Raw genomic sequence first — 26,234 nt, 5'->3', positions numbered from 1 at the left:
ATTTAATCTTCTCGGCTAAATAGTGCATCAATAAACTCTTGCGTTTCAAATGGTCGCAAGTCATTGATACCTTCGCCTACACCAATATAGCGAATTGGAATCTTAAATTGATCAGCAATGGCGAAAATTACGCCACCTTTGGCAGTTCCATCAAGTTTTGTTAGCGTAATGCCCGTAATTGGTGCTACTTCGCTGAACAGTTTTGCCTGACTGATGGCGTTTTGCCCGGTACCCGCATCAAGCGTTAGCATAATTTCGTGTGGAGCTGAGCCATCAATCTTCTGCATCACACGCACAATCTTGCGAAGCTCTTCCATCAGGTTGCTCTTGTTTTGCAAGCGACCCGCAGTGTCGGCGATCACCACGTCTACACCACGCGCTTTCGCTGCTTCAATGGCATCGTAAATCACAGAAGCACTATCGGCACCCGTGTGTTGGGCGATCACAGGGACATCATTACGCTGACCCCATACCTGAAGTTGTTCTACTGCTGCAGCGCGGAAGGTATCACCCGCGGCTAACATGACTTTCTTGCCCTGAGACTGGAACTGTTTCGCAAGCTTACCGATGGTGGTCGTTTTACCAACGCCATTCACACCTACCATCAAGATCACGTAAGGGGTCTTGGTTGTATCGACTTCAAGTGGCTGCTCAACGTGGCTCAGGATGTCTGCCATTTCTTCTTTCAGCAGACCATAAAGCGCTTCGCCGTCTTTTAAATCGCGGTGAGAGGCTTTTTCCGTCAGGCTGTCGATGATTTTCACTGTGGTGTTCATACCCACATCGGCAATCAGAAGCTGCTCTTCCAGCTCTTCAAACAGGTCTTCATCGATCTGCTTGCCTTTGAACATGCCAAAGAAACCTGCACCGATGTTTTCTTTGGTGCGACTCAGGCTACGCTTCAGGCGAGTGAAGAAGCTTTCTGTTGGCTTTTCCTGCTCAATCACTTCAGGTTTAGCGGGCTCCTCAACGATTTCTTCCGTTGTCTCTGCCTGCTCGGGAATGTCCTGCGTGTCTTCTAGGGTTTCATCCACTGTTTCAGTAACAGCTTCTTCCTTAATTTCTTCAGCGACAGGAGGCTGTGATGGGGTTTCTGGCTGCTCTGTTTGTTCTCCAGCGCCATCTTGCGTCTGTTGGTTGGCTTGCTGGTTTTGCTCTTCTTCACCAAAGCCCAGCCAAGACAATAATCCGCGTTTTTTCTTACCTGTCATCGGGGTTCCTAAATAAACATCAAAAACTTTCTGGTACACTTGACCGCGTATACTATCACTTTATTCTCGGTCAAAAAATCTATGGCAAGACGTCGTCAGTCAAACTCATCACAAAAAAAACAATCCAGTGGCTTTGTCAGAATCATCAGCGGGCTTTGGCGCGGCAGAAAACTCCCTGTTCACGATGCTGAAGGGCTGCGCCCAACTACCGACCGAGTCAAAGAAACCTTATTCAACTGGCTGGCTCAGGATGTCCCTCAAGCAAAGGTTTTGGACCTATTTGCAGGTTCGGGTGGACTTGGGTTCGAAGCAGCAAGCCGTCAGGCGAGCAGTGTCACTATGCTGGAAATGAATCCTCAGGCACACAAGCAATTGCTTGCCAATATTCAAACGCTGAAGACAGATTCTATTGAAGCCATTCATGCCGATACGTTGGACTTTTTAAAACAGACCGGCTCGGCACACGATGTGGTGTTTATAGACCCGCCTTTTCGAAAAGACCTGTTGGACGCTGTGATACATTTGCTTGAACAAAATGGCTGGTTAAGCGCCAATGCGATGATTTATATTGAAGCGGAAAAAGAGCTGGCTCTGGATTCCATTCCGGCTCATTGGCAGCTGTACCGCGAGAAAACCGCGGGGCAGGTTTGCTACCGTTTGTTTGAAAGGGAAGAGAAATGAAGATACTTCTGGTTCTTGCGAAAGCAGCCATCGCGTTTGTCTGGCTGGTCCTGTTGGTGAATATTTTTCATCCGTTTCCAGGAAAAGCTGCCATTGCTCTGTACATCATGACCGCATTTCTGTTCATCATGCATGGTTTACAGATGTTAATTTTCATTGGTGCGTTTGGCGATAAAGTTCAAACCACGCGTTGGGAAAAATGGTCGATATTGCTGTTTGGTATTTTCTCGCTATTGGATATTCGCCGAAAATACATGATGTAATAAAAGGAAGCCGCAACAGATGTTGCGGCTTCTTTGTTATTAAGCTGAGTGATTAGATTAGGCAGCCTTGAAGTATGAGCTAACACCATCCAGAAACATTTGGGTGGAGATGATCACCAGAAGCAGTCCCATCAAGCGCTCGACGGCTTTTAGACCACGTTCTCCCAACAGTTTATGGAAGAAATCATAGAACATCAGAATCAGGAAGCTGGCACCCCAGGCAATCATTACCGCTCCTGACCATTCCCACAGCCTGTCCGGAGCCTGGTTAGAAAGAAGTAGCAACGAGGCGATCACCGAAGGTCCTGCAATCATAGGGATGGCGATAGGGACAATGTAAGGCTCTTCACCTGCGGCAAGCCCGGTTACACCACCTGGCTGTGGAAATATCATTCGAATCGCGATGATAAAGAGGATGATCCCCCCAGATATGCTTAACGTTTCCGGCTGGACATGCAGGAAGTTCAGAATTTTCTGACCCGCAAACAGGAACAGCATCAAAATCAGCAGCGCGAAGAACAGTTCCCGAACCAGTATTTTTCTTCTTCGCTTAGGGTCCAGATGTTTGAGTATGGACAGCAAAACCGGAAGGTTGCCGAGTGGGTCCATAATCAGAAACAACATGACAGCAGCGGACAAAATATCCATCAAAAATCTCAAGTCGACATCAAATGCCGACAAGTATATACCCAAGTAACCTCAAGATGCTCGGTTCAGCGAGAATTAACTGGCTTTTCAGACAAGACACCGATTTGAAGATCTAGTAGTTCTAAATCAAGAATCGGTAACGCAGTATGAAAGCCAGTTAAACTCGCCCTTGGGAGCCCATATTCTGTCTCACTTCATCGTCAAAGAACTTGGAAAGGACCCATCATTCCACTGCGTTCTCTTCCTTGAATTGAAACAGAATATGAGGCTCTGAATCCTGCTTCTTGAGGTCACTTGGGTATATGCCTCAATTGGACTTAGTTGCATTTTGTTTAGTGGGAGCAGACTCGCGCTGCGTTCAGAGAAATAAGTTCACCTTCAATAAACACTTTCTGCCTTTGAATGAAAAACTCCAATAAGGCTTCAATGGTCATGCCTTCTTTGCTGCAAGTATGAAAAGTCGCATCCGCACCGAATTCTGCTTCAATTTTCTGAGTGAGAGCTTGAATGGTAAGTGGTTGCTCGGCAAGAAGGTTAAGCACTTGGTGTGCATGAATAGATTGGGACATAAGACCTCCGGATTACACTGATGAAGGTTCAGCGTAATGGAAGCTCAATCAGGCTGTTTGATGTAACGCAAAGATAATGGATAAAGCGATGAAAAACAGCGCAACAAAGTAGCTGACTGATCCCCAGGCTTCTCCGTTCTGAACGGGCTTTCTGTAATGGTGGAGAACAAAAAGCATTTGTGACGCCAGTAAGACCAAACTGCCAATAAAGCCAATCAGGCTAAACAGGCTCATTTGCGCCAGCCAGACTTCTCCCGAAGCCCATAGCAACTGAACCAGCACCATTCCCATCAAAGTCACAGGGGCAAGTAGTGTGTCGAGCTGCGGAAGCATTAGCAGAAATACAATTACACCAGACGCAAACAGGAAAGCTGGTAACCACCAAATGATCTCGCTATCAAGCTGGGACCAGTATGCACCACTAATAGCGGCAATCCCAACAAGGTCGGAGGCAAACGCAACTTTGGATGTGGGCAGAGTCAGTCCACGAACCAGGTCGCTCAGGCACAGGGTAATAAAGCCTCCTAGCATCCATTGCGTTGCATCTGCATTCGGTGCAGTTACCCAAATAGCAATGCACAGCAATGCCGCAACAAGCGGTCGGAAGATCGCGTTACTTTTATCGCCGGAGCTTTGGGTTGCAATGTCTAGTAGGTTGGTTTGCTTCACGTGCTATTGACCTCTTAATAACCGTTCGCCAAATTCAGCTACTCTTAAAGTAGAGGGTCAGTGTAGAGAGAGCTCAAATGAAGTCCAGAGACAAATGCTCAATATTCGATCTGGATTAATCTTCAAACAGTAAATAAGAACAGGCATTCAACATACTGACACATAACATTAACAACGTTTGTGAATCTCTCGCCTTGCATCACTCATTGACATTTTCTCTATAAAAACACTATTCAAATAGAAAAAAATCACATTTTGAACTTATAAAACCAATCTAAAAATAAATTTAACTTATTGTTTTTTAATGAATATAAATGGAAATCATTAAGAAGAACTCTCTAAGAAAGACACGGAGGCAGTATGTCATTCTTAATTAAATCTATCTTAATGACCACCATGTTGTTGATATCTATTCTCAATTAAAAACAACCCAGTACATAGAAAACACCGAAAACAACGTTTTATTAGACCAACAACGATCAGTTCCACTCTAGACCTCATTTAAACAAGACAACTATTAGAGCAAAATAGAAACAAAATAAAACCATTTAAATACAACAATTTAAATCAAAATTTCAAAGAAAAACCAAATATCGAACAAATATAAAACAACAAAAACCTGACATTAAAGTGACGATTTTCGGTCACTTTAAGAATAGAAAACTTATACTTTTGAAAATCAGATCAAATAAAACTTGATCAACCCCCAAAAGTAATGCTATTCTTTTTGTCAACGGTTAAATAAAGATTTTTAGGAGCAGTGTTATGATTACACCTTCCCAAAGACAAGGACTTGTGATGATTGCAGTAGTTGTTGGTTTGATGACGCTGCCAATGCTTTACGTATAAGTTTTTGACTCATACCCCAACGAAAAAGGGTGACGCAAATGCGTCACCCTTTTTCGTTTTATCTGTATTTTAAAGATGCTTACTTAATTCTTGCCAATGTGCGTAGTAAAAGCTCAGCGCAGCTAAGGTGATCAACACCATCAAGCTGAGTGCGACTCCCCATATGAATCTCCCACTTCTTGGGGTCAGTTCCTTTTCACACTCATCACAAAGCTTTAAAAACTGCCCCGGATTATCCAGATCAATATCATTCTCATCATTCACCAATGAATCCCGGGTGGCAGCGACTGAGCGAAGTTTGTCGATCACATCGTGAGGCAAACGTTCTTCACAACTGCTGATGAGCTGATCCATATTCGCGCCAGATGCGTGATACTGCTGGCGCAGCAGCTTTTCCAAACGACGGGTTCGTATCACGACTTTTTCGATATCTGACATAAGAGTGCCTCCTTACAGAGAAGTACCGGACTTTGTCCATGCCTCTAAACCAGTTTCATAACTGATGACAGTATATAAGTACCTAACTCGCTGTTTTATGGCTATCCTCGTTTGAATTTAGCGCATTTACGGCAACAAATTCTCTAGCTAGATCACGCTTTGTGCCGCACTTATATGACGAACACGCCTCTGAGAGTAAAATTGAGCTCCATTGTGTTTCAAAGATGATACTCACATGCCTGTAACTCTATTCGCTCTTCTACTTGTACTGGCTATTGCGGCTGGCTGGTATTTTGTTCGCTTTCAGAAACAACACACGTTAGGCGAAGATGCGCCTGAGCAGAAAGCCGAAGTCACGGTTTTGGACAAACAAATCATTGATGTCCCCGACGCACAGCCCGGCGAAGAACCTCAAGAGTATTGGATCTATGTCCAGAAAGGGAAAGTCGGACCTAAACGCGAATTTCAGATTGGTGTTCACTACTATCAGGCACTGAATCCGGGCGATAAAGGCACACTGACCTATCAGGGTCAGAAGTTTCTTCACTTTGCGATGAAGCGCTAAGGCACCAACCACCGCGTATATCGCGTCCTGGACAACCCCCAACTTAAGGCAAGGGCACCCGAAAAACCGATCACCGTCCACACTGGAATGATCCAAAGAGCATGGTTGCCCTCATACCAACGCCATTGATATAAAGGTAGCAAAATCAAGGGATGTACCAGGTATATCCCTAGACTATGGCGGCTTACGAAAGACACGACCTCTTTAGTCTTCCGGCTTAAACTTGGTGCAAGATACCTAATTAACAAAAACAGCGCGGCGGCTTCCACTACTGTGTTAATGGTTTTGTAAGACAGCCACCTTCCTACTCGATACTGCTCCGCTTCTAAACTGAGAGTCACAACTTGATAGGCGTTACACAAGATAGCTGCAATCGCTATGGCGCACATCAGCATGACCGACGATCCAGAAACGCGCTCTTGAGCAAAAAGCAGATACCCCAACAACAAGTAACCAGAGAAAAGCCACAAGTCGTTTGACCAAAGACCATCAATGTAAAACAAGTTTAGCGCCGTCGTTGAAAGCCAGACCACCAGCAATGCAATCAAGGGGGAATGATCGGCATGCTTTGCTAAATGAGCAAGAAACGGCGCGACAAAATAAAGAGGGATGAAATAGTAAAAGAAGCCAAGATGGTAATAGGTTTCGTGACTGAAAAAGCCCGTGATTTTTTCCTGAAATAGTTGCCAGTCTATAGAACCTGTTGGAGACAAAGACGCAACCCAGGCAAAAAAGAATGACCAGACCAAAAACGGCAAGACCACTTTCACGACTCTTCGTTGAACGTAGTAACGCAAGTCAAACGGTCGACGATCACTCAACAACAGCGCACCTGTGATCATAATGAATATGGGGACAGCCCATCGAATCGCACTGTTTATACTTGCAGCACTCAACCAATGAGAAAGTGGCGCGTCTCCCAGCATATGTCGATATGGACCCAATACGTGAATCGCCACCACAGCGATGGCAGCGACGCAGCGTAAAAGGTCCAGATAAAATACCCGTTGTTGCATAAATCTCCCCCGATTTGTCATGAAATATATCAGTAAAATCTCGAGGGGAAATCAGTCTCACCGTCAGAAGAATGTGAAGGTTTAGAAACAGTTATCTACATCACATTATGCAGGCTGGCGAGTAGCCGCAATTACGATCTCACGCACACAAACGTTCTGTGGCTGGTTATAGGCATAGCTGATCGCATTCGCAATGTCTTCTGGTGCAATCACACCGCCCATACCTTCTTTCCAGTCTTCATAACCCGCTTTGATTTCGTCGCTTGTGGTGTGGCTTAGCAATTCTGTTTCAACGGCACCTGGAGCAATGGTGATCATTCGAACGCTGTCATCAGCCACTTCTTCGCGGATATTTTCTGTAATGGCGTGCACTGCAAACTTAGTCCCGCAGTACGCAGCATGGCTTGGGAAGGTTTTGCGGCCAGCAATACTGCTGATGTTAATCACGGTGCCCGATTTGCGGGCTTTCATTTTCGCCAGTACGACGTGAATGCCATTGAGCAGCCCCATCACATTCACATCAAACATGGTTTTCCACTCTTGAGGATTTTGCTCATGAGCATTGCCCAGTAGCATCACACCTGCATTGTTGATTAAACCATCGACAGGACCAAACTGCGCTTCTGCTTCTTCGATGGCCGCTTTGAAGCTTTCTACATCAGTTACATCGACTTTACGACACAAGGTGTTAGGCAGGTTTAACGCTTCAAGCTTTTCAATGCGTCTCGCCAGAAGAAGCAATGAGTAACCCTCTGCAGACAGCTTTTTCGCGGTCGCTTCCCCAATACCTGAACTGGCACCTGTAATAACGATTAATTTGGACATTTTCTTTCTCTCTGTTTGTTTCACCGGAACGAAGGACACTATATGGATAAGAGAAATAAATGATAAATATCGTTTTCTGAGGTTTATGATAAGTTTGAGTTATAGATAAAAAGAAAACGAGTCGATTATGGATTTGCGTCTGCTGAAAAGCTTTGTTGCCGTTTATGAAGAAAAGAACATCACACTGGCAGCCGAGCGCTGCTTTGTTTCCCAGCCTTCTATTTCTAATGCTATCAAACAACTTGAAGAAGAGCTGGATACATCTCTCTTCGTCAGGCATAAAAAAGGGGTGGATCTCACCGATGAAGCCCACCACTTATACCCTTTGGCAATCCGATTGCTTCACGACGTGCAGAAGCTGCCTACCTTGTTCCAGGAGCGCAACCAATGCTTGCCTATCAGGCTGGCCACTTTTCCAGACATCAGTCAGTCTGAACTGGCAAAACTGCTGGCTAAGCTTGCCAGACACGCCCCGAGCCTGCTGGTAGAACTGGTGGATCATAATGCCGATTACGATGCACGTATTTCGTTAGATATGTTCCAGCAGGAGGACGAGATCTTCTCTCCGCTTTGGGAAGAGGACTACGTGCTCTGTATGCTGCCAGAGCACCCGCTCGCCAGACAGGAGTCGGTTGACCTTAATCAGTTGCATCAACACGACTTCGTAGAATGTCCGCCTTGTGAAGCGCACCAACAAACGGTCGGTCTGCTTGCATGCGATGGGTTAGCCGTTAATTTAGTTGCCAAAGCGGAACACAAAACCCAAGTCATGCACCTAGCACAAGCTGGGGTTGGGATTTCATTTCTTCCGACTGGCGTCCTGGAAGCCTCGAATATGCTGATCACCAAACCGCTTAACGGCCCTAGAATGTTCCGCCGTGTCGGGCTCTGTTATCCCACCAACACCAGCCTGAACCCCGCACTTCAATTGGTGCTGAAAACACTCAATCGAAATTAGGACCTATTTATAATAGCTTTTGACTATTGATTTTATAATTACAATCGATTTTAACGAACAGCAGAAAGTCGCTATTCTACTCCCATAGACAGAAAGAATACTGAAAACATTGGGAGAGCATCATGAATACGACACTTATCGGTTTAGACCAACAACAATCTGAAGACCTGGCAAAAGCGTTAAATACGCTTCTAGCAAACTACCAGGTTTTGTACATGAACAGCCGTGGTTACCACTGGAACATTAAAGGGCACGCTTTCTTCGAATTGCATGAAAAATTTGAAGAAATTTACACTGACCTACAAACCAAAGTGGATGAAATTGCCGAGCGTATTCTGACTCTGGGTCATACTCCTCTTCACAGCTTCACTGAATATTTGGAAGTCAGCACCATTGCAGAACACACACAAGCATTTGATGGTGAAAGCACCATGAAAGGTTTGGTGAAAGGCTTTAGCCAGCTTATCAGCCAGCAACGTGACATTCTCGGGCTTGCCGGAGAAGCAGAAGATGAAGGTACAGCCGCCCAAATGAGCGACTACATCCGCGAACAGGAAAAGCTGGTCTGGATGCTGAACGCTTGGCTCCAGTAAGACAAGATTCAAACCTAATCCTTGCACTTTTTCGGGTGACACCCGTTTTAGAGTTCCCCTCTTTAACCCGGCTTAACGCCGGGCTTTTTTGTTTTTCAATTAAGCGGTGACAGGCTTATGCTTTGGCAATTTAATGCTGATTATTGCTGTCAGGACGAGGAAGCCAAACGACACCCACAAACACGCAGCCAGTCCTGCAACTTGGAATACCCAGCCAGACAATACCGTGCCGATCAGTCTGCCCATGGCATTTGCCATGTAGTAGAAACCAACGTCCAGCGATACCCCATCGCCTTTGGCATAGCTGACAATCAGGTAAGAGTGGAGTGACGAGTTCACGGCGAACACCGCACCGAATATCATCAAACCAATCACGATCACCCATTGTGGGTGCCATTCCATCTGCACTGAATACGCAATCACACCAGTGATCACCGCCAGCAGCAGCGCCCAATACAACGCCGCGGAACCATCTGGAACCCTGCCCTGCGCTTTGCCTGTGATTTTGGGCGCAAACCCTTGAACAAATCCATAAGCGATCACCCAGCTGGCGAGAAAACCTCCCACCCATAGGTGGTCCCAGCCGAAAACAGAGCCAAGATAAATGGGAAGTGCGACCACAAACCACACGTCACGTGCACCGAACAAGAACATGCGCGCCGCAGACAAAATATTGATGCTCTCGGATTTAGAGAAAATCTGGCTGAACTTGGGTTTATTTTTCGCTTTACCCATGTTGCTTTCTAACGCAATCAAGCTGCCAATCAATACACAGAAAAGAACAGCCGCCATAATCAACACAGCAGATTTAAAGCCGACAAGCGAAAGCAGTAACCCACCAATAAAGAAGCCCGCCCCTTTGAGCGCGTTTTTAGAACCAGTGAGAATCGCGATCCACTTATAAAGCGCACCTTGATTTTCATCGGGCACCAGTGTCTTGATGGCGCTCTTAGCACTCATCTTATTCAGATCTTTTGCGATACCAGACAACGCCTGCGCCGCCATTACCCAAGGTATGGTCAGCCAGCCTGCGGGTACGGCTAACATCGACAGAGCAACTATCTGCATGCCCAAGCCGATGTTCATGGTGCGATTTAGCCCAAGCCGGGCACCGAGCCAGCCGCCAATAAGATTGGTGACAACGCCAAAGAATTCATAAAAAAGGAAGAGAGAGGCAATGGCTAATGTGCTGTATCCCAAGTCATGGAAATAAAGCACCACCAGCATTCGAAGTGCACCATCCGTGAGGGTAAAGTTCCAATAGTTAAAGGTCACCAACATGTATTGGCGTACGCTTTTACTCAAGCCTGAAAACATGACAACTCCCAAGATTTAGGATTGGTCGATCTAATGTGGAGGTTAAACAAGCTTTTGGATCATGATGATCCAAAAGCTGTATAAGCTGTATAAGCTGCTAACCTGCGACGCATTCGATGTAATCAACCTGAACGGGTTTGGTGAATGCACCTGGGCGAAGAGCCTGTACTTCGCGGATAATGTCTGCAAGTTCCCAGCCTTTTTCCAGAAGAAGGTGCGCAGCAAACAGACCTGTTCTGCCCGATCCTCCCATACAGTGCAGAGCCACTTTACTACCTTGATTCAGTATCTTGTGCAGCTCTGGGCTGGCTTTTTGCCATTTCGCTGTAAATGCATCACTGGGTGCGCAGTCGTCTTCTATCTCTATCTGGAACCATTTCATTCCCAGTTTTTCGGTAATGTCACCCAGCTCACTGACTGCTTTGCTGGCTAGCTCGGCGTTATCCAATGCCGTCACAACGGCTTGCACGCCTTCATCTTTAAGCTGTTGAAGAGACGCCTCCAGCGCTACGCCTTTGGTGCCAGGGCAAGGTGTCAGTACCAAGCCACCCGATTCAAGATCTAAATTCCAGGTAGGATGTGTCATTGCTACTCTCCTTACGCCAGACCAACATTGCGAACCAACTCAGCGGTACGCGTGGCGTAGCCCATTTCGTTGTCATACCAAGCGTAGATTTTCACCATGCGCGTTCCCACAACCATGGTCGATTGCGCATCCACAATTGTCGAACGTTTATCACCTCGGTAGTCAATCGACACCAACGGGCGCTCTTCAAAGCCCAGAATACCTTTTAATTCGCCTTCCGATGCTTCTTTCAGAAGCGTATTGACTTCTTCTGGCGTGGTGTCGGTTTTCACATCGAAAATAATGTCGGTAAGAGAGGCATTAGCCAGAGGAACACGTACCGCATGGCCATTAATCTTACCTTTCAGCTCTGGGAAGATTTCCACAATCGCTGTCGCGCTGCCTGTGGTAGTTGGGATAAGGCTCATGCCACAAGCGCGAGCTCGGCGAAGATCTTTGTGAGGCGCATCCAGAATGGTTTGGGTATTGGTCAGATCATGAATGGTGGTAAACGAAGACTGCTCAATACCCAGCTTTTCATGAATCACTTTCACCACAGGGGCAATACAATTTGTGGTGCACGAAGCTGCCGTCACAATTTTGTGTACTGCAGGGTCGAAGATCTCATCATTCACACCCACCACAATATTGGCGATGCCTTCTTCTTTCACCGGTGCAGATACCACAACACGTTTGACACCTTGCTCAAGGTATTGATTTAGAAAAGAAGTTTTGCGGTGCACGCCAGTGGCTTCAATCACTACATCACAGCCAGACCAATCTGTGTCTGCAATGGATTGATTTTGCGAAGTGGTAATACGCTGCCCCTGAATCACAATATCCGTGTTCTCTACCGATACTTCATGGTGCCAGCGACCTTGTACTGAATCGAACTCAAGCAGATGCCCAAGTGTTTCTGCATTACCCGCAACATCATTGATGTGTACAAATTCAATTTCTGGCCAATCGAAAGACGCTCTTAGTGCTAAGCGACCAATGCGTCCAAAACCGTTTATACCTACTTTAATCGTCATCGTTCTTTGTCCATTCAAAAATTTAGATAATTGGTCTGTTGACCTAAGTTTAATCCGTTGCAAAGCCGTTACTGACAAGGCCTGTCTGCACGCTGCAACCGCTCAATGTCTGATTGATATTGCGTTTTTAAGCACTCGGATTTGGCAATGCCCTCTATCACGTTGGAGAGCCACCCCGGAAGATCTGCAGCGATTCGGTAATATACCCACTGACCTCGGCGCTCATCCACCAGCACACCGGACTGCCTTAACTGCGCTAAGTGTCGGGAAATCTTCGGCTGACTTTCTTCCAGCGCATCCATCAGTTCACACACACAAAGGCTACCTTCTCGAGATAGCAGCAACAGGCACCTCAGACGGGTTTCGTCTGACAGCATTTTAAAAAACAGGTGGGGTAACATGGCTTAATCTCAACATATTCGCATATCCATATATATTAAAAATCAAACCGATTGGGTCAAGCAGTTTTTCTTGAATTCACGGAATTGTCATAAAAGAGTGAGGTTGCTCCTGAATGAATTCACTCAGGAGCAGTAAAGTCGAAGTTTATCTTTTGCCTTAAGAGCAGACGGCTTTGGGTGGAGGCGTCAAGTTGGTATTTTTGAGGATCATGGTCTGCATATGTTCGCTCCACGTCATGGCTTCGTGCAGTTCATTGCGAACATCATCAACTTTGAGTTTCAGAGACTGACAAAGGGTTTCTACGCCATCCCAGTCTGCATTTTCAAAGCGCTCTTCAAGAGTTAAGAGTTGCCCAAGAGGCCCCTGTCTTTGCAGTAAAGCAATGTTGATTTCTGCACACAAAGGCAGTTGTTCTAACAAGCTGTCCATCGAGTGGTCGAGGAAAGAGTCGAGTAGAGAAAACAGACCAATGATAAAGGCTTGATCGCGCTGGCTATCAAACGGTTGATAGCGTGTCATCAGGTGACAGAATCTGGCGCGCTGCAAGGAGAGTTTGTGCAACTCAAGTGGCTTCTTGTTGGAAACATAAGATGCCACAACCAAAGAAACAAACTGCTTAAGCTTATCTTGCCCCAGATACACCAGCGCCTGACGAAAAGAGGAAATCGGCACAGAAATACGCGGCGTCATACCATTCACAAACCGAAGAAGCTGGTAGCTGAGCGTTACGTCCTGCGTCACCAGTAGCTCGACTCGGTCATAATCCACGTCTGCCTGACACACTTCCTGAAAAAGCTCCAGCGCTAGCATTTGTTCAGGTTTTACCGCCCGATTGCGAATCACTTCTGGTTTACTAAAGAAGAAACCCTGGAAGAAGTCGAAACCCGCTTCCCGTGCCGCTTCAAATTCCTGATAGGTTTCTACCCTTTCTGCCAGAAATTTGCATTTCGATCCTGCCGCGATTTTCTGACGAACGTATTCACAGGCTTGCTCCACACCCACCTGCATCAAGTCGATTTTGATGATTTTGGCGTAAGGGACGAAGCGCTCCCACTCAGGACCTAAGTCAAAGTCATCCAGAGCGATGGCATAACCGTGTCGGTGCAGATAGCGAATCGCTTGTAGAAGCTCCTCCGTCGGGCGGCAGGTCTCCAGCACTTCTACAATGATCTGCTCTTTGGGCAGCGCCATAGGAAGCAGTCGAACAAGGCTTTCGTGAGGGAAGTTGATGAAATAGCGCGAGGCTTTAGACGTCACTTTACTGCCAAACGACAGGAAGTTTTCGACAATCAGTCGATAAGTCGCTCGGTTGGAGTCAACGTGAGCGGGAAACGCGTTGTGTTCCCCATCTCTGAACAGGAGTTCATAGCCTATGGTCTGGCATTTATTATTGAGAATAGGTTGCCGAGCAACATAGGTATACATAGATAATTACCCAAAACCACAAACTGAAGGTATCACTGGTCCGAGAAGATACCGTATTTCGACATATATCGGTAGTCCAAATTGTTAGAGTCTGTTGTGCATTAAGCTCTTGCTGTCGCTAGCAAAGCTCCGCAACCGATAAACATCGAGCCAAATATCCGGTTCATTTTGGACATCACCTTTTCAGATCGAATCAGTTTGCCAAACTGCGCAGCCATTCCCGTGTAAAAGAGCATCACCAATACATCGATAATAATCGTGGTTACTCCGAGTATAGCCAGTTGAGTAAACTGGTCCTGAGCCGGATCGATAAATGGTGGAAGCAACGCAACTAGAAACACAATGGACTTTGGATTGGTCAAATTAATGAAGACTGCGTTCCTCATTAACTGCCATCCCGATACCGTTTTTTGCTCTTCAGATATCTGTAAGCTCGCGGTTTCACGCCACTTTTGGATACCTAGCCAGATTAGGTATGCCACACCGACCCACTTGATCACGGTGAACGCGATCGCAGACTGTGCGACCAAGGTGCCTATCCCTGCTCCCACTAAGACGATATGAAAACTAAGCCCAATTTGTAAACCCAAGATTGCTGGTAACGACTTACGCATCCCATATTTGATACCATTGCTGATCGAGTTCACAGTTCCTGAGCCCGGAGCGAAACTAAATATCGTCGCAGTTGCGATGTACATCAAAAGAATCTGGAGATCCATTCTTACAACCTTTTACCCCAGCCATCTGGCTCTTCAATATGATTGAAACGCTCAAAATCTGAACACGTATTTACCGCAAATGAACTATCGACTCTACATCTAAGCGTCATTTAAGAATATACCCAAGTGACCTCAAGATGCAGGACTCAGAGCCTCAGATTCTGTTCCAGTTCAAGGAAAAGAACGCAGTGGAATGCCCCATCCTTTCCAAGTTCTTTGACGATGAAATGGGACAGAATATGGGCTCCCAAGGGCGAGTTTAACTGGCTTTCATACTGCGTTACCGATTCTTGATTTAGAGCCACTAGATCTTTAAATCGGTGTCTTGTCTGAAAAGCCAGTTAATTCTCGCTGAGCCGAGCATATTGAGGTCACTTGGGTATACAATATAGAGATACACAGGCATTCAATAGAGACAACCATGAGCGAAACCGCTTCTTCACATTACCCATTCAGTCAGGAAGACACATTTTCGCAAAATTACGAGCTACAGATTGCGCCTTTTTGGCAACAAAGGCAACACGGCTATGCGAAGGGTAAAAACCAGCGCCAACTCTATTGGGTGTCGTTTACTTCACCAGAGCACACCAAAGCCATTGTGGTAGTAAACGGAAGAATTGAGAGCACCTGGAAGTATCAGGAGCTTTTCTTTGATTTGTTCCAACAGGGTTATGACGTGTATTCCTATGACCATCAGGGACAAGGGCTGTCGGACAGGCTGCTCGATAACCCTGAGTTAGGGCATGTGGTCGAATTTCAGGATTACGTTGAAGACCTAGATTTGATGGTGTCGCAGTTTCACGTGGAACGTTACGAGGAGTCCTTTCTGCTCGGTCACTCCATGGGAGGGGCCATCATCGCACGCTACTTACAGACGCATCCGAGCGCGCCTTTTCAGGCGGCTGCGCTCAGCGCCCCCATGTTTGGACTCAATCTTTCCTGGTACATGAAGCCTATTGCCAAAACGCTGAGCCGCGTCATTTCCTCTTTTTCAAAAGCCCCTGACTTCGCGCCCGGGCAAGGTCCGTACTGGATCAAGCCGTTCGAAAACAACCCATTAACCTTCAGCAAAACCCGCTACACCTGGTTTCGTGAACTGTATGAAACCATGCCACAACTCAAACTGGGCGGGCCAAGCAGTCATTGGGTCTGGCAGAGCTTAATTGCGGCGCAGCAGTGCGTAAAACACGCCGCCGACATTAAAACACCTTTGCTGTTGCTGCAGGCTGGTGACGATATTATCGTCAGTAACGAGGCTCAATCAGCCTTCATCAATAACCTGAAGCACGCCAATTTACCTAACGACAAGCTGATATTGCCTGACTCCCGCCATGAGCTGCTGTTTGAACGTGACCACATTCGAAATGTTGCTCTGTCTAAAATTCTAGGCTTTTTCCAGTCAAAACAGAGTACTTAAATCGAAACAAAAAAAGAGGAAATGGGGAATTACCCTCTTTTTTGTGTGTCTCCTGTTTTACACTAAAGCTGTTGATAATTTACCCAACTAAAGAGATCTTCTATTCCCTATGACTAGCAACGTAAGCCACTCCGAATTTCAAATCGTCGCCTCCGATCTGGATGGCACTCTGCTCGCCCCTAACCACCAGCTCAGCGAATTCAGTAAAACCACTCTGAAGTCACTGCACGAGAAAGGGCTTCATTTTATTTTTGCAACAGGCAGACACCACGTTGATGTGGCAGGTATACGCGGTCAGGTTGGTATTCCCGCTTACATGATCACGTCAAACGGAGCGCGTGTTCACGACACAGAAGACAACCTGGTGTACAGCCAGAATGTGCCTGGCGCCCTGGTGCAACCCATCATAGACATCATCAAAGAAGACAGAGAAATCATCATTCACATGTATCAGGACGACCTCTGGTTGCTGGACAGAGAAGATGAAAAGCTAAAGAACTTCCATGAAGAATCTGGATTTACTTACCAGCGATTCGACGTTAATCAAGCTCCTACCGACGGTATTGCAAAACTCTTCTTTACCTATCCGGATCACGAGCATCTGGTGCAATACGAAGAAGCCTTAAATGAGCATTACGGCGATAAACTGAATGTCGCGTTTTCAACGCCTTGGTGCCTTGAAGTGATGGCTGCGGGGGTATCCAAAGGTGATGCACTCGAAGCGGTAGCAAAGCAACTCGGGCTGACTTTGCAGGACTGCATTGCATTTGGTGACGGCATGAACGATGTTGAAATGCTGCAAATGGCGGGTAAAGGTCTGGTAATGGAGACGTCTCACGAGAAAGTGAAGAAAGCATTACCGAGTAATGAAGTCATAGGGAGCAACGCGAACGATGCAGTTGCTCACTACCTTGAAGATCATTTGCTTTCTGTTAGATAAATCATCTTATTCTTGATCCAGAATCGTCTGCCACTCCTGCTCTGATACAGGCATGATGGACAGGCGATTCCCTCTCTTCACCAACGGCAACTCCGAAAGATCAGTTAAGGACTTTAGCTTCGCCAGCGGAATCAGGCGGTCAAGTTTACGTACAAACTCGATATCCACCATGACCCATCTAGGATTATCCGGGTCTGATTTTGGGTCAAAGTAATCGCTTTCAGGGTCAAACTGAAAATGATCCGGGTAGGCTTCTTTCACTACTTTCGCAATCCCAGCGACGCCAATATGCTTGCATGAAGAGTGATAGATAAAGACCAGATCGCCGAGTTTTACCTCGTCACGCATCATGTTTCGTGCCTGATAATTGCGCACTCCCTCCCAACACGACACATTTTTAACCCTAAGGGTATCAATAGAAAACTCGTCAGGTTCAGTTTTAAAGAGCCAATATGACATAATACCTCTCACTTTTTCGAAGGCTGGCTTAAGGTTAATTTTAATGAAATCCCTGTTTTTTACGACTGTTGTTGGCGGTATTTTGCTTTTGCAAGGCTGTGCTCAGACTGAAACTCCAAAAGCACCCGCTAAAATCACCAAGCCAGTGACCATTGATCAGCCAGAAATCATGCCACAAACCTTTATGCTCCACGGAGAAATGGTACTAGGGCATGAAACCCGAAGCCTCGCTCCCTGTGGTGGAAAGCAGCAATACTGGCTGGACATGCCCGTTGATACATTTCAGCGAGTTGAAGGCTTGGTGAGCCGCCCCTATCAGCCTTTGTACGCTGAACTTATCGGCTACTTAGCACCACCGCCACAAGAAGGGTTTGCGGCAGACTTCACCGCTCGTTTTGTGGTAACTGGCGTTAATCACGTGAGCGCCGAGTCGCCTTCTCGCTGCGCCAAACCGCTCCATCCGACTTTTGCCTCTGGTCATGCTCCCGCCTGGAAAGCTTCTATCGAAAAAGACGCACTTCGAATTTCTCAAATTGGAAAGCAAGACTCGCTCGTGCCTATCACCCGAACAGCCATCACACCCAATAAGCGAGAGTACTTCTCCGAAGCCGGTAATTTAACGCTAACGCAAGCTCATTGTGTCGATAACAGAAGCGGTGATGTATTTAGCTGGAAAGCGGAACTTAACAATAAAAGCACCGCACTTCAGGGATGTGCTGCCCTTTCAAATGGCGACTCCAGCCACGACTGGCTTGGCAGCTACCGAGCTCGAAGCACACAAACAGACGGCTTTTCAGTTCAGCTTGAACTCAATGCGGATCACACCGCTTTTACTCACTACCATTACAGCAACGGTGACCCAAGTACCCAAGAGAGCGGCTACTGGCAACAACTCAATCCTAATCAAGTAATGGTGACCATGACGCACTATCAAAACCAGCCACTGTTATCGGAACGCATATACACCCGAAAAGGTTCCAGCTTGAAAGCCATCAAAGAGAAGGTGAATGGCATTGTGTACCCCATTCAGGGTGACGGCTTAGAGCTGTTCGCAGACAGCGGCTCTTATACTCAGCAGTTAGACGCTCCAGACATTAAGACTAATGCACCGCTCAAAGACGCCACTGTGGTCTCTTCTAATCAGTTCGATAACCAAGTTGACAAAGCTGTACGTCAGTATTTCACGTTACACAAGACTGATCCCAAAAACACACGTTACCGCTGGCTAAAATACGACTTGAATCAGGACGGTCGACAGGAGCTGCTCACTTATCTGGACTGGTGTGGTGCTCAAGGTTGTACCCTATTGATTTTTGAAAACAAAGGCAGTGATCAGTGGCGGTTCCACTCCCGTATCACCCAAGTAACAACGCCGTTTAAAGTCAGCCAGCATAACAAGCTAGGCTGGCACGACTTGGAACTGGAAGTAACAAATGGCGAGAAGAAAAGCGTTCATTCACTGTCGTTTGATGGTATCAGCTACCCAGTCAGCCCAAGTTCAACACCAGAGCTATGGTCACCCTCTAACGCAGTAGTGAATTTGTTTTCCGATGCTCAGCCACCACAAACAGGTGTGAAGATGTAATGCCGACTGATTCAGACAATAGTGCTTGTTCTCAGTGTCATCTGACATGGAACTGCGTATGTGAAGCTCTGCCGGATATCCGCACAAGCTGGCGCTTAGTATTACTGACTCACCCGAATGAGTTTCGCCGCGAAACGAATACCGGACAATGGCTGGAAAAGTCTTTTCAGCATTGCGAAATCATAGAGTGGAACCGGGTAGCACCGCCTGAAAGATTGTGTGCTCTGCTGGATGATCCATTGATTGAAGTATTTTTGTTGTTTCCCGGTGAAAACAGCCTCCCTTTAACCCCCTCTTCGTTTGAAGATAACGGCAAACACAAGGTATTCATTGTTCTGGATGGCACCTGGCAGGAAGCCAAAAAGATGTACAACCGCAGCCCTTGGTTGAAAGCTTTGCCACATTGGAACCTTAAAATGTCGGGCGAGTCTTGTTATTCGCTTCGCAGAAATCAAACTTCGGGGCATTTCTGTACACTGGAAGTTGGCATCCAATTGTTATCATTATCAAATAACAGCAAGAACGAACCTCTGCGTCGGTTTTTTGAACATTATCTGAATGTCTATCAAGCTGAGAAGAGTGGGCATCAATGGAAAGGGAACCAACATGACAACAACTCAAAATAACCCCTTGATTGCGCATTTTCACCGCCAGAAGCTGGCTTTTGAGGGTGAAAAGTACCCGAGCCTGGAAGAAAGAAAGCAAAGACTGAAGGCATTGAAAGACGCCCTGCTCCTCTATCAGGATGAGCTATGCGAAGCCGCTTCGAAAGATTTTGGTGCCAAACATCATTATGAAACACGGCTGACGGACATTCTGCCTTGCATTCAGCAAATCAAATACACCAATAAGCGACTGAAAAAGTGGATGAAACCACGTCGTCGCCATGCCGGTTTGGTGCTGGCACTGTCGCAGGTACGAGTGCAGACTCAACCACTGGGCGTGGTCGGGATTATAGCCCCGTGGAACTTCCCGGTGTTTCTTTCCATTGGTCCCTTGATTACCGCTCTTGCTGCCGGCAACCGTGCCATGATCAAAGTGAGTGAGTACACACCGCGAACCAATCAGGTACTCATCAAAATGCTGCGCAGCATTTTCTCAGCCGAGTTGGTGCACATAGTAGAAGGTGATGCGCAGGTAGCCGCACAGTTCTCTTCTCTCCCTTTTGATCACTTACTGTTTACAGGTTCGACAGAAGTGGGAAGAAAAGTCATGCAATCGGCTGCCCCTAATTTGACCCCAGTAACTCTGGAACTCGGTGGGAAAAGCCCGGTGGTTATCGGTCCGGACATGACCATGGATGATGCGGCAGAAAGGCTGGTTTACGGTAAAACGCTCAATTCCGGGCAGATTTGCGTATCTCCCGATTACGTCTTGATTCCAGAAGGGAAAGCCAAAGAATTTGTCAAAGCCTACAAGCACCACTTCAGCTATCTCTACCCGTCTGGGGTGAATTGTGACGCCTACACAAGCGTGATCAGCCAGTCGCATTTTGAGCGTATTCAACGCTGGCTGGATGAAGCTGAACAAGGTGGAGCGTGGATTGAACCTGCCAACAAATACTCCATCGACAGCAGTCAAAGAAAAATGGTGACTCAACTTGTGATGGATGCGCCTGAAGACAGCCAGTTGATGCAAAATGAAATCTTCGGTCCTGTACTTCCCATAGTGGCTTACAAAAATCTGGACGAAGCCATCAAATACATCAACCAACGCCCGAAACCGCTGGCGTTGTATGTGTTCTCTCATGAAAAGCTGACGGTCGAAACCGTTCTGGAAAAAACGCACTCAGGTGGCGCTTGTGTCAATGACACCATTTTGCATGTGGTGGCTGAGGACGCACCGTTTGGAGGGGTCGGGTCTTCAGGAATGGGGCAATATCACGGAGAAGAAGGCTACTTAACCTTTAGCAATCAACGAACCGTGGTCGCCAGAAAGAAACTCTACCCCACGCGGATGATTCACCCTCCGTTTCGCAGTATCCACCAGCTAGTATGCAAGTGGCTCCTTCGCTAGCAGTGGTGAAGGTTCTGCAAGATAAAACCCCTGTAAGTAATCGACGCCCAGGTCTTCCGCAACGCGGCAGACCTGCTCATTGTGAACGAATTCTGCCACCGTTCTGGCTTCGAACACGTGACACAACCTCACAAGCTGCATTGCAATCTGTCGCTGGCGACGATCTTTATCGATATTGCGAATGATGCTGCCATCCAGTTTGATGGTATCGGGTTCGAGCTTAATGATTTCATCAATATTGGAATAACCTGAGCCAAAATCGTCCACCACGATCTTCGCACCTAATCCTTTAAAGTGGTTACACACCTCGCGCATACGGGTGTAGTCTTTGATTTGTTCCGTTTCCAGCACTTCAATCCCTACCCGCTCCGGTCTCACCATTTTCTGCAAGGCGCTTTCCAAAAGGTACAGAGTTTTGTCGCTCATTAAGTCTTGTGGCGAAAGGTTAATGGAAAATGATTCATCACTGTGCGACATCGTTTCAAAGACATGGTTAATCATCTGACGACTCAGGCGCGTATAGATATGAGTACCTTCGATGATGGGTAAGAATTTACCCGGAGGGATCACCTGATTGCCATCTTTGATGCGAACCAGACATTCCTGAGAGACCTTCGCATGACTATGAGCAGCAAATATTGGCTGTGCATAGGCGATGACTTTATGGTCGAGCACAGCGCGGCTCACTGAAGCCAGCCAGCTTAACTGCTCTTGCCGGTTTTCTTCTTCCTTTTCCAAAAGTTTGGCATTACACATATGCCGGTTGTTTTTCATCCCATGCTTGCGAGCTTCAATCGATTTGATCAACAGCTCTTCTACACTCGTATCGGGGAAGTCACGGCGACTGACCAAACCACCGCATATAGAAACAGACAAGCAATCGAGATCCGGAAGACCAAACGGCTCAAAATTAACATGCTCAATGGCATCCACCAGCTCAGTGAACAGGTGACGGATATAAAGCCCGGTATGATGCGAAGGGAATACTGCTGCCCATTCTCCAACGCCAATGCTGTACAACTCTGCGCTGCCACCAAAGCGTTGCCACAGTTGTTCTTTAAAGTACTGGCTGAGATCTTTTAGCAGTTGATCGCCCACCTGATACCCGTACTTTTCGTTTACCTGACTGAAATTGGTCAGTTTCACCGTAAGCAGGTGCTCACTAATACGAATCGAGGCTAAACGTTCTTTTAACACTGAACGGTTTGGCAAGCCTGTGCGACGATCGCGGCGGTAGCTTTCCGTCAACCTGCGAGCCTGTTCCAGCAGCTTCTGCTCCATGTTGGTTTGCATGTCATCCACATCAGCGACGGCATTGCGGATTAAGGAAAAAAGTGGAGAGACGTGATGCTGATAGGTTGCCCTTTCTTCGCAAACTTCGTTGGTGATGACTTCGTGTTCACGCATTGCCAGATAGGTTAGGCTATGATGCATGATAGTCTGCTGATTCACATCGCGGTACAGCTCACCCAAACAGTAGGAGCCGTTTACGCTTCCTGCTGAAGCAAATGGGCGGGTTTCGTTTACATCGTCGATAAAGTCGAGGCGCGAGGAACAATTGTATATGAAGACACTTTCCGGCTGATGACGACGCAGGTTTTTTGCTCCAATGCGCACTTGCTCTTCGGTGAGTGACGGATGGTTATAGCAGAACCGAACTTCATCACCTTCTTGCCAATGCGTATCGAACTCTATACCACCATCTTCGAGCTGACGGACAGGCACATACACTTTCTGACCGTTTGCTTCGCCTTTCATCAATGGAAAATCGTACAGTTGTTCAAAAGGTACCGGATTTCCATCGGCCAGATAGCGGTTATACACCTGCTGAACAGGCACACCATCAAGCTTGTAAAGCACGCCATCTTTGGCTTCGGTTATCCGAAAAGTTCGACCAATAGGGTTCCATTCCGCAAAACACCCTCGCCAAACATTCAGATCGTGATTGTGCAAAGCGACGGCAACACAGGCATGATGAAAAATCTCTTCACCGCACAACACCCAGCGCCCGAAGAGATTGGGCTGAGATAAACCACCCGCCACGGGCAGCTCGAAAGGCAGCTCGTTGAACGCTTCAAATACCTGATAATCCTTTGAGCCAAACAGCAGCGTTTCTTTGTCATCGACTTGTTCAGCAAAACAGATGACGGCTTTGGTTTCTTCTGTAATCTGCAACTGCTCAATCAGTGCCTCACCATCACGGGATTGATCGCCAGTGTAAGGAATAACACAAGCGCTAAGGCGGGTTTCATCCAGCTCGGTAACCACAACCAAAGTTCCAAGACTGACGATATCGCCGTCTTTGATGCAATGACTGGTGCTCTGACCCAGGATAGTTGCGTTGGGAAATCTTTGCTGGAGTAACCGACTGTACTCGACGACAAGGTCGGAAGATTGAGTGGAGAAGACCTGAATCAGGTGCTGGGCGCTTTGATTCCAGGAAAACTGCAATACCTCAGCTTGCAGCTGGCTGAGATCCTGAACCAAAATCGAGTGACATTGCATATTACAGATTATTAACAGATAGAGGTTTTCGCCACTATAACGTTTGCGTATCAGAGGAAAACACGCATCGGATCAACTTTTTCTCAACTAGCTAATAATATTTCAGTTTTTAGTGATTATGCTCCAAGTTTTATGCGACGCCATGTAAAGCAATAACAACAAAACAATAGATAGAGCGTAAGTACCCACTAACTAAAATTAATGCAATCAATACCTTACTAGTTTTAATAAACAGCTCATCGTACGGATTTCGACGTCCGGTAAAGTACGCATATGACGGTTCATTGAAATGTTAGGAAACTGATCATTGAACCAGCACGCCATATAACCAGCCTCTTTCGCACCAAACACGTCACTGATTCCATGATCACCAACATGAAGGATGGATTCAGGGGGAAGCTTTAAATGGCTTGCAGCGCGTTCAAACATCTCCGGATGAGGTTTCGCCTTTCCGTCAGGTCCCGCTTTTAACACAAGGGAAAAATACTGAGCAAGCCCTACCTCTTCAGGATCGACATTGCCGTTAGTGATCGCCACCAGCGGCATGTGTTTCGCCAGTTCAGCCATCACCAGATGCGTTTCTGCAGGAATATCAATTTGATGACGCCAGTACCTTACCTGCTCCATCACTTTAGGAATCGCGACTTCCACCTCTGAAGCGTCATAGCCGGCATGGATAAACGCTAACCTCAGCTGTTGCTGGCGAAGTAAAGTCACGTCGTTGGCAAGCTCTGGGTTCTCCTGTCGAGCCTGTTTTTTAAAGGCAAACCAGTCGTCATTATTGTAAGCGCCGCATTTTGGATAATTCGTTCGAATCCATGCCTGTACTTCTTTCTCTACCCGATGGATGACTGGTACGTTGTCATAAAGCGTGTCATCCAGATCAAAAGTCATGGCTTTGATATCAGAGATAGAGCGGTAGAAGTGCATTATTCGTCCTTGTCTGTTTTGTCTTTCTTGCGGGCTCTGGGATGCGCCTTATCGTACGCATTAGCCAAATGTTGGAAATCTAAGTGGGTATACACTTGAGTGGTGGAAATGTTTTCGTGCCCAAGCAGTTCTTGCACCGCACGTAAATTACCACTGGATTCTAATACGTGTGTCGCAAAGGAATGACGCAGTTTGTGTGGGCTGATGTGGCTGGCAACAGACTGTTTCTGCCCCCACTCTGCCATGCGTTTTTGCACATTGCGGTGAGATATTCTTCCCCCCAGTTTGGACACAAACAAAGCAGGCTCATCAGGAGACGCCAGTTCGCCGCGCACTTTTAGCCAGTTGGACACCCACTCTTTGGCAAGCCCGGAGAACGGTACTTTACGTTCTTTGTCGCCTTTACCCACCACACGCAGCTCGCCCCGCGACATCGAAATGTGTTTCACGTTGATGCTGACCAGCTCTGCCAGACGCAAGCCTGCGCCATACATGAGTTCCATCATTGCGCGGTCGCGTACCGATAGCGGATCATCTTCATTCACTTCAAGCAGTTGACCCACTTCATCCACATCCAGATTCTTGGGTAACGGACGTTGCTTACGAGGCGCGGACACGCCTTTCGCAGGATTCGCCTGCAAATCGCCACGTAGAATGAGGAAATCAAAGAAAGAACGAAGGGAAGACAATCGAGTTGCAATGCTGCTGGGCTTCATGCCATCGCGCATGCCTTTACTGGCAAGCTGTCGAACCCAGGCGGCATCAACTTGTGACCAGTTTTTTAATCCTAGGGAGACCAGATGCTCTGCCATACTGGTCAGCTGAAGTTTGTAATTCCTTTGGGTATGAAGACTAAGCCCCCGTTCACTTCTTAAAAATTCGTAGAAGCTGTCGAGAGGCTTTTGAATACTACTTGGAAGAGGTGCATTGGACATGAGGGCTCTCTTCATTCTGCCAGGAAAGAGTTTCCACTAAATGGCTGACCACCAGCGTCAAATGACGCAAAAACAGGGTATCCATATTAGGCTGGAAATGACCGCCATCATCACTGGAAAACGCAATGACTCCCAATGGTTTCTTTCTGATTATAGGCAAAATGGCAAACGAACCCAGTTCAGAGACCGTTTCTTCACTGAATAACAGAGTGCGATCCGTCTGCTTCAAGCGACCTAAGAAGGCATCTTTACCGTTAAAGTGGTTGGTCGCAAAGCGCTGGTATTGCTCCTGAGACACAGCACGCTCGCTATCGGGAGCATTGAAGACCTTCATCCACCCTTTCAGCCCTAACTCACGCGCTTTTTCTTCAATACATTCCGCAACCTGATTCAAGTTGTCGCATTGAAGCACCTGCTGCTGCAAGTCCATAAACTCGTGGAAAGTACGATCATTGTTTGCCGCCAAAGACATCAACTGGGTGATCTCTTCTTCCAGCTCTTCAATACGCTGACGGTGGCGGTTCAACTGAACTTCTACCAGAGAGACAGCGCCTTGCTGGCGATGAGGGATCGAAAGACGCTCTACCAAATCAGCGCGATGCTGAAAGAAATCTGGGTTGTCTAACAAATATTCCGCGACAATTTCTGCTGTCAGAGCATCGGCTTCTGGGTAAGACAAAATGTTTCCTTATCTGTATTA

28 protein-coding genes are annotated in these 26,234 nt (G+C 46.9%); 10 read left to right on the top strand and 18 right to left on the bottom strand.

Features of this window, described 5'->3' with window-relative positions; translation table 11 throughout:
- Positions 1-2 precede the first annotated feature (2 nt).
- Positions 3-1,211 carry a signal recognition particle-docking protein FtsY gene (gene ftsY, locus INR79_RS00650; RefSeq protein ID WP_223095528.1) on the bottom strand — a complete coding sequence of 403 codons (1,209 nt, stop codon included), beginning with the start codon at positions 1,209-1,211 and terminating at the stop codon, positions 3-5.
- 81 nt (positions 1,212-1,292) lie between these two features.
- Between ftsY and rsmD the strand changes: the two genes are divergently transcribed.
- A complete protein-coding gene (gene rsmD / locus INR79_RS00645) occupies positions 1,293-1,892 on the top strand; it encodes a 16S rRNA (guanine(966)-N(2))-methyltransferase RsmD (RefSeq protein WP_223095527.1) in 600 nt (199 codons plus the stop codon).
- Entirely contained in the window at positions 1,889-2,155 is a 267-nt protein-coding gene (locus tag INR79_RS00640) for a DUF1145 domain-containing protein (protein ID WP_004405193.1), read from the top strand. Before rsmD ends, INR79_RS00640 begins: the two co-directional genes overlap by 4 nt.
- A 57-nt stretch (positions 2,156-2,212) precedes the next feature.
- Here INR79_RS00640 and INR79_RS00635 read toward each other — a convergent pair whose 3' ends face one another.
- The 4 genes from INR79_RS00635 to INR79_RS00620 all read right to left on the bottom strand — a co-directional run bounded on the left by INR79_RS00635 (position 2,213) and on the right by INR79_RS00620 (position 5,328).
- Positions 2,213-2,803 carry a YhgN family NAAT transporter gene (locus INR79_RS00635; RefSeq protein WP_038123591.1) on the bottom strand — a complete coding sequence of 197 codons (591 nt, stop codon included), beginning with the start codon at positions 2,801-2,803 and terminating at the stop codon, positions 2,213-2,215.
- Between the two features lie 332 nt (positions 2,804-3,135).
- Entirely contained in the window at positions 3,136-3,372 is a 237-nt protein-coding gene (locus INR79_RS00630) for a YecH family metal-binding protein (RefSeq protein WP_004405195.1), read from the bottom strand.
- Between the two features lie 48 nt (positions 3,373-3,420).
- Positions 3,421-4,041 (bottom strand): lysoplasmalogenase, encoded by a 621-nt coding sequence (locus INR79_RS00625; RefSeq protein ID WP_223095526.1) that lies wholly within the window; start codon positions 4,039-4,041, stop codon positions 3,421-3,423.
- Positions 4,042-4,959: 918 nt separating this feature from the next.
- Positions 4,960-5,328 (bottom strand): hypothetical protein, encoded by a 369-nt coding sequence (locus tag INR79_RS00620; protein ID WP_004405197.1) that lies wholly within the window; start codon positions 5,326-5,328, stop codon positions 4,960-4,962.
- A gap of 235 nt (positions 5,329-5,563) precedes the next feature.
- Between INR79_RS00620 and INR79_RS00615 the strand changes: the two genes are divergently transcribed.
- Positions 5,564-5,893: a DUF2500 domain-containing protein gene (locus tag INR79_RS00615; RefSeq protein ID WP_004405199.1), complete on the top strand. Its 330-nt coding sequence runs from the start codon at positions 5,564-5,566 to the stop codon at positions 5,891-5,893.
- On the opposite strand, the gene INR79_RS00610 is transcribed toward INR79_RS00615, so the two are convergent.
- Both INR79_RS00610 and INR79_RS00605 read right to left on the bottom strand, forming a co-directional pair.
- Positions 5,890-6,909 carry an acyltransferase gene (locus INR79_RS00610; RefSeq protein ID WP_022590383.1) on the bottom strand — a complete coding sequence of 340 codons (1,020 nt, stop codon included), beginning with the start codon at positions 6,907-6,909 and terminating at the stop codon, positions 5,890-5,892. The genes INR79_RS00615 and INR79_RS00610 overlap by 4 nt on opposite strands.
- Before the next feature lie 105 nt (positions 6,910-7,014).
- The gene (locus INR79_RS00605; RefSeq protein ID WP_223095525.1) at positions 7,015-7,734 is read right to left on the bottom strand and encodes an SDR family oxidoreductase; all 720 of its coding nucleotides are present in this window, start codon (positions 7,732-7,734) and stop codon (positions 7,015-7,017) included.
- A gap of 127 nt (positions 7,735-7,861) precedes the next feature.
- Between INR79_RS00605 and INR79_RS00600 the strand changes: the two genes are divergently transcribed.
- Positions 7,862-8,692, top strand: a complete 831-nt coding sequence (locus tag INR79_RS00600) for a LysR family transcriptional regulator (protein WP_223095524.1) — start codon at positions 7,862-7,864, stop codon at positions 8,690-8,692.
- 122 nt (positions 8,693-8,814) lie between these two features.
- Positions 8,815-9,285 carry a Dps family protein gene (locus INR79_RS00595; protein ID WP_223095523.1) on the top strand — a complete coding sequence of 157 codons (471 nt, stop codon included), beginning with the start codon at positions 8,815-8,817 and terminating at the stop codon, positions 9,283-9,285.
- Positions 9,286-9,384: 99 nt separating this feature from the next.
- Here the strand turns inward: INR79_RS00595 and arsJ are convergent, their stop codons facing one another.
- From arsJ to rhtB, 6 genes are all read right to left on the bottom strand, one after another.
- The gene (gene arsJ / locus INR79_RS00590) at positions 9,385-10,602 is read right to left on the bottom strand and encodes an organoarsenical effux MFS transporter ArsJ (protein WP_004405212.1); all 1,218 of its coding nucleotides are present in this window, start codon (positions 10,600-10,602) and stop codon (positions 9,385-9,387) included.
- Positions 10,603-10,699: 97 nt separating this feature from the next.
- Positions 10,700-11,188, bottom strand: coding sequence for a cyclin-dependent kinase inhibitor 3 family protein (locus INR79_RS00585; RefSeq protein WP_223095522.1), 489 nt, complete (start codon positions 11,186-11,188; stop codon positions 10,700-10,702).
- 11 nt (positions 11,189-11,199) lie between these two features.
- Positions 11,200-12,201, bottom strand: a complete 1,002-nt coding sequence (locus INR79_RS00580; RefSeq protein ID WP_223095521.1) for an ArsJ-associated glyceraldehyde-3-phosphate dehydrogenase — start codon at positions 12,199-12,201, stop codon at positions 11,200-11,202.
- Positions 12,202-12,269: 68 nt separating this feature from the next.
- Positions 12,270-12,602 (bottom strand): metalloregulator ArsR/SmtB family transcription factor, encoded by a 333-nt coding sequence (locus INR79_RS00575; protein WP_022552093.1) that lies wholly within the window; start codon positions 12,600-12,602, stop codon positions 12,270-12,272.
- 157 nt (positions 12,603-12,759) lie between these two features.
- Positions 12,760-14,028 (bottom strand): EAL and HDOD domain-containing protein, encoded by a 1,269-nt coding sequence (locus tag INR79_RS00570; RefSeq protein WP_004405218.1) that lies wholly within the window; start codon positions 14,026-14,028, stop codon positions 12,760-12,762.
- Between the two features lie 101 nt (positions 14,029-14,129).
- Complete coding sequence (gene rhtB, locus INR79_RS00565) at positions 14,130-14,747, bottom strand: homoserine/homoserine lactone efflux protein (protein WP_022590379.1); 618 nt, start codon at positions 14,745-14,747, stop codon at positions 14,130-14,132.
- 421 nt (positions 14,748-15,168) lie between these two features.
- Between rhtB and INR79_RS00560 the strand changes: the two genes are divergently transcribed.
- On the top strand, positions 15,169-16,164 hold the full coding sequence (locus tag INR79_RS00560; RefSeq protein ID WP_223095520.1) for an alpha/beta fold hydrolase: 996 nt from the start codon (positions 15,169-15,171) through the stop codon (positions 16,162-16,164).
- Positions 16,165-16,273: 109 nt separating this feature from the next.
- A complete protein-coding gene (locus INR79_RS00555; RefSeq protein WP_223095519.1) occupies positions 16,274-17,104 on the top strand; it encodes a Cof-type HAD-IIB family hydrolase in 831 nt (276 codons plus the stop codon).
- A gap of 6 nt (positions 17,105-17,110) precedes the next feature.
- Here INR79_RS00555 and INR79_RS00550 read toward each other — a convergent pair whose 3' ends face one another.
- Entirely contained in the window at positions 17,111-17,563 is a 453-nt protein-coding gene (locus INR79_RS00550; protein WP_045967072.1) for an EVE domain-containing protein, read from the bottom strand.
- Between the two features lie 43 nt (positions 17,564-17,606).
- On the opposite strand from INR79_RS00550, the gene INR79_RS00545 reads away from it, so the two are divergent.
- From INR79_RS00545 to INR79_RS00535, 3 genes are read left to right on the top strand one after another with little or no spacing between them, the layout of a single operon-like run.
- Positions 17,607-19,148 (top strand): hypothetical protein, encoded by a 1,542-nt coding sequence (locus INR79_RS00545; RefSeq protein WP_223095518.1) that lies wholly within the window; start codon positions 17,607-17,609, stop codon positions 19,146-19,148.
- Positions 19,148-19,774 (top strand): tRNA-uridine aminocarboxypropyltransferase, encoded by a 627-nt coding sequence (locus INR79_RS00540; RefSeq protein ID WP_223095517.1) that lies wholly within the window; start codon positions 19,148-19,150, stop codon positions 19,772-19,774. Before INR79_RS00545 ends, INR79_RS00540 begins: the two co-directional genes overlap by 1 nt.
- Positions 19,755-21,164: a coniferyl aldehyde dehydrogenase gene (locus INR79_RS00535; RefSeq protein WP_223095516.1), complete on the top strand. Its 1,410-nt coding sequence runs from the start codon at positions 19,755-19,757 to the stop codon at positions 21,162-21,164. The genes INR79_RS00540 and INR79_RS00535 overlap by 20 nt, the downstream gene beginning before the upstream one ends.
- Here INR79_RS00535 and INR79_RS00530 read toward each other — a convergent pair.
- The 4 genes from INR79_RS00530 to INR79_RS00515 form a co-directional block, all read right to left on the bottom strand.
- Entirely contained in the window at positions 21,138-23,669 is a 2,532-nt protein-coding gene (locus INR79_RS00530; protein WP_223095515.1) for an EAL domain-containing protein, read from the bottom strand. The genes INR79_RS00535 and INR79_RS00530 overlap by 27 nt on opposite strands.
- A gap of 207 nt (positions 23,670-23,876) precedes the next feature.
- The gene (yigB, locus tag INR79_RS00525) at positions 23,877-24,599 is read right to left on the bottom strand and encodes a 5-amino-6-(5-phospho-D-ribitylamino)uracil phosphatase YigB (RefSeq protein ID WP_223095514.1); all 723 of its coding nucleotides are present in this window, start codon (positions 24,597-24,599) and stop codon (positions 23,877-23,879) included.
- Complete coding sequence (gene xerC, locus INR79_RS00520) at positions 24,599-25,534, bottom strand: tyrosine recombinase XerC (protein WP_004408835.1); 936 nt, start codon at positions 25,532-25,534, stop codon at positions 24,599-24,601. The genes yigB and xerC overlap by 1 nt, the downstream gene beginning before the upstream one ends.
- Positions 25,509-26,213 (bottom strand): DUF484 family protein, encoded by a 705-nt coding sequence (locus tag INR79_RS00515; protein WP_004408834.1) that lies wholly within the window; start codon positions 26,211-26,213, stop codon positions 25,509-25,511. The genes xerC and INR79_RS00515 overlap by 26 nt, the downstream gene beginning before the upstream one ends.
- Positions 26,214-26,234 lie beyond the last annotated feature (21 nt).

Source organism: Vibrio sp. SCSIO 43132, from assembly GCF_019904195.1.
GTDB classification, from domain to species: Bacteria; Pseudomonadota; Gammaproteobacteria; order Enterobacterales; family Vibrionaceae; genus Vibrio; species Vibrio nigripulchritudo.
This window is presented reverse-complemented; position numbering and strand designations above follow the sequence as displayed.